Raw genomic sequence first — 3,061 nt, forward strand, 5'->3', positions numbered from 1 at the left:
CATGTGGTGGTGTGCGGGTCAACCACCGACAACGCGTTCAAGGTCCCGCGGGCCGTACGGCTGGCCGCCGTGCGGCCGATGTGCAAGGCATGAGGAGCGAGCCATGAAATTCACGACACACCGCCACGACCAATCCCATCGACCGCCTGCAGGTCGGCAGGCCGACCGACCGCATCGACGGTCGTTTTCAAGATGATGCAGCGGCCGACGTTGCCTACGAGCAGCACAGGCGGCGCCGAATGCCGCCTATGGCTGGGTCGTCGGGGCCGCCATCGCCAAAGGGCGCATCACGAAGATCGACACGGCTGCTGCGCGCGCAGCGCCGGGCGCGATCGCCGTCGTCACGCACGAGAACGCGGGCAAGCTGGAAGGGGGACAAGAACACGGCCCGCCTGCTGGCCTGCTCACGTCCAGCATTATCACCAGGCGGTCGCCGTCGTCGTCGCCGAGGCTTCCAGAGGCGCGCGCCGCGGCGGAGCCTCGTGCGAATCGACTACGGCGCCCCAACATGGCGTGTACGACCTCGAGGCGGCGACGACGTGGTGCCTGCGGCAAGAGAAGAAGGACAAGCTCGACGACGAAGGCGGGCCGACTAGCGTTCGCCACTGTCAGGCTGGACGCCGTCTACAATACCCGCACCAGACCCGGCCATGCGTCGCTCGCCGTGTGGGAAGGCGCAGAAGCTCACCTCGTACACGTTCTTGAATGAGATGATCCACTGGGCGTGCAGGACATGGCGGAGATGCGGAGATTCCGAGACGTGCGGCTTTCGCCCACATCGGCGCGGTGCCTTCGGGGCAAGCCCGCCGAGGCGCCGATGCGGATGTGCTGGATCGTCGCCGGCCGGTGCGTCGTGTTGTTCATCATGAGCGCGCGCTGCAGCGTCACCTTCACGGGCCGCCCGGCCGCCTTCGCGCCCAGCGCCGCCATCAGCGCCTCGGAGCGGAGGAACAGCTTGCCCCCGAAGCCGCCGCCGATGTAGGGCGAGAACGAGCACGCACGTCGTGCTCCGGGATGCCCAGCGTCTTCGCCATGTCCTGCACGCCCCAGTGGATCATCTGGTTCGACGTGTACAAGGTGAGCTTCTCGCCTTCCCACACGGCGAGCGACGCATGCGGTTCCATCATCGCGTGGGTCTGGTCCGGGGTCTTGTAGACGGCGTCCAGCCTGACGGGCGCCGTGGCGAACGCCTTGTCGAAGTCGCCCACCTTCGTCGTCGACTTGTCCTTCTGCTTGCCGGCGGGGCCGGCCGCGTTCATCGCCGCCTCGAGGTCGTACACGCCATGTTGGGGCGCATAGTCGACCCGCACGAGGCTCGCCGCGGCGCGCGCCTCCTCGAACGTCTCGGCGACGACGACGGCGACCGCCTGGTGATAATGCTGGACGTCGGGGCCGGCCAGCAGGCGGGCCGTGTTCTTGTCCCCCTTCCCCAGCTTGCCCGCGTTCTCGTGCGTGACGACGGCGATCACGCCCGGCGCTGCGCGCGCGGCGGCCGTGTCGATCTTCGTGATGCGCCCTTTGGCGATGGCGGCCCCGACGACCCAGCCATAGGCGGCGTTCGGCGCCGCCTTGTGCTGCTCGTAGGCGTAAGTCGCCGTGCCGGTCGTCTTGAACGGACCGTCGATGCGGTCGGTCGGCCTGCCGACCACCTGCAGGCGGTCGATGGGATTGGTCGTGGCGGGTGTCGTGAATTTCATGGCTCGCTCCTCATGCCTTGCGCGCATCGGCCAGCACGGCGGCCAGCGTGCGCTGGACCAGCGGGACCTTGAACGCGTTGTCGGTCGTGACCCGCACACCCGCCAGCAGCTGGTCGGTGACGGCTTTGGCGCCCTGCGGCATGGCGCTTTCCGCCGCCGGCACGCGCCACGGCCGGTGCGCGACGCCGCCCAGCGCCACGCGTCCGCTGCCGTCCGCCTGCACGACGGTGGCGACGGCCACCAGCGCGAACGCGTACGACGAGCGGTCGCGCACCTTGTGGTAATAGTGCTTGCCGCCCAAGGGTTTCGGCAGCGCGACCGCGCGTGATCAGTTCACCCGGCGCGAGCGTGTTCTCGATGTGCGGCGTGGCGCCCGGCAGGCGGTAGAAGTCGGCGATGGGAATCGTGCCGCGCCGTGCCGTCCGGCCGCACCGTTTCCACGCCCACGTCCAGCAACTGCATCGCCACGGCCATATCGCTCGGATGCGTCGCGATGCACGCTTCGCTGTGGCCGACGATGGCCAGCTGGCCGCGCGTAGCTGCCGATCGCGGCGCAGCCGCTGCCCGGCTTGCGCTTGTTGCACGCCTGGTTCGTGTCGTAGAAATACGAGCAGCGGGTGCGCTGCAGCAGGTTGCCGGCCGTCGTCGCCTTGTTGCGCAACTGGGGCGACGCACCCGCGAGCAGCGCGCGCGCCAGCACGGCGTAGTCGCGCCGCACGCGCATGTCGGCCGCGAGGTCGGTGTTGCGCACGAGCGCGCCCACGCGCAGGCCGCCGTCCGGCGTCGGCTCGATACGGTCGAGGCCCGTGCCGTTGACGTCGATGAGGTGGGCCGGCGTCTCGATTTCCAGCTTCATCAAATCGAGCAGATTGGTGCCGCCGGCGATGAAGCGCGATCCCGGCTGGCGCGCGGCCGCCGCTGCCGCTTCGGCGGGAGTAGCGACGCGCTGGTAGGTGAACGCCTTCATGCCGGTTCTCCCTTGCCGGCGGCGCCGGCGACTTCCGTGATCGCATCGATGATGTTCGAATACGCGCCGCAGCGGCAGATGTTCCCGCTCATGCGTTCGCGCAGCTCGATGGGCGACAGCAGCGGCTGCGCGCCCAGGTCGGGGCTGACGTGGCTCGGGATGCCGTGCCGCAGCTCATCGAGCGCCGCCACGGCCGAGCAGATCTGGCCCGGCGTGCAGTAGCCGCACTGGTAGCCGCCGTGCTTCGACGAATGCGGCCTGCAGCGGATGCAGCTTCCGCGGCGTGCCGAGGCCCTCGATGGTCGTGATCTCGGCGCCTTCGTGACAGGTGCTGGATCATCCAACTAACTCCTCCGTTTTAACCTTAGCAATACGTAACTGAACGAAGTAGGTTACA

1 protein-coding gene and 3 pseudogenes are annotated in these 3,061 nt (G+C 68.7%); all 4 read right to left on the reverse strand.

The annotated features are described in order from the left end of the window. Positions 1-246: 246 nt before the first annotated feature. On the reverse strand, positions 247-606 hold the full coding sequence (locus ACWNCF_RS02740) for a hypothetical protein (protein ID WP_449405930.1): 360 nt from the start codon (positions 604-606) through the stop codon (positions 247-249). A 201-nt stretch (positions 607-807) separates the two neighbouring features. Next, positions 808-1,697, reverse strand: a pseudogene (locus ACWNCF_RS02745) (molybdopterin cofactor-binding domain-containing protein); the annotation flags it as partial. Positions 1,698-1,707: 10 nt separating this feature from the next. Further along, positions 1,708-2,664 (reverse strand): annotated as a pseudogene (locus ACWNCF_RS02750) (FAD binding domain-containing protein). Further along, a pseudogene (locus tag ACWNCF_RS02755) lies at positions 2,661-2,988 on the reverse strand (2Fe-2S iron-sulfur cluster-binding protein); the annotation flags it as partial. The pseudogenes ACWNCF_RS02755 and ACWNCF_RS02750, both read right to left, overlap by 4 nt. Positions 2,989-3,061: the final 73 nt, after the last annotated feature.

The sequence above is a fragment of the Massilia phosphatilytica genome, from assembly GCF_977014125.1.